Genomic DNA, 521 nt, shown 5'->3' on the forward strand with positions numbered 1-521 from the left:
GTGTTGGGTCAATAGCATAGACTCGGCGTACTATGATGTCAAGCCTCTACAGACATGAAAAAGCGATTGTAGATCCATCGAGGCAGGCTTGTACTCAGTCTTAGGGGTGAGTAGTTACTATCGAATTATGATGCGAAAGCCAAAGAAGCGGTAAAAGCCTTCTGGGGAAATCGAGAGCAAGCACGTAACAAACAGATTGAGTCAGGCAAAGCCGACCAGGGGGAGCGTGCAGGTGTAACCACCGGTAAAAATATGGACGGCTTCATTGCTCTGGTCAAAGATATTGTTCATGCAAACGGACTGGAACATGCGGACATTCATCTGGAACGACGGGTTCTCACCCTGCCTGGTTATTTCCGTCCGACAAAGCTATGGGATCTATTGGTAATGAATGAGGGCCGGTTAATTCTACTTTGTCATATTTCCCCACCCCTCCGCCGACAGGATTCTGTGGCAGCCTGTCGTCGCCGGTGTCGCTCTTGAATAAGTCTGGCGAGTTGTTTGGGTGTAGGTTCTGGCTT

Annotated in this window: 1 protein-coding gene; it reads left to right on the top strand. The window is 49.1% G+C overall.

Annotation, left to right across the window (positions count from 1 at the left end; genetic code table 11):
- Nucleotides 1-195: 195 nt before the first annotated feature.
- Nucleotides 196-483 carry a PaeR7I family type II restriction endonuclease gene (locus tag ACOCD2_RS26125; protein WP_308339769.1) on the top strand — a complete coding sequence of 96 codons (288 nt, stop codon included), beginning with the start codon at nucleotides 196-198 and terminating at the stop codon, nucleotides 481-483.
- The last annotated feature ends 38 nt before the right edge of the window (nucleotides 484-521 follow it).

This window comes from Thiolapillus sp., from assembly GCF_048562965.1.
GTDB lineage: Bacteria > Pseudomonadota > Gammaproteobacteria > Chromatiales > Chromatiaceae > Thiolapillus > Thiolapillus brandeum_A.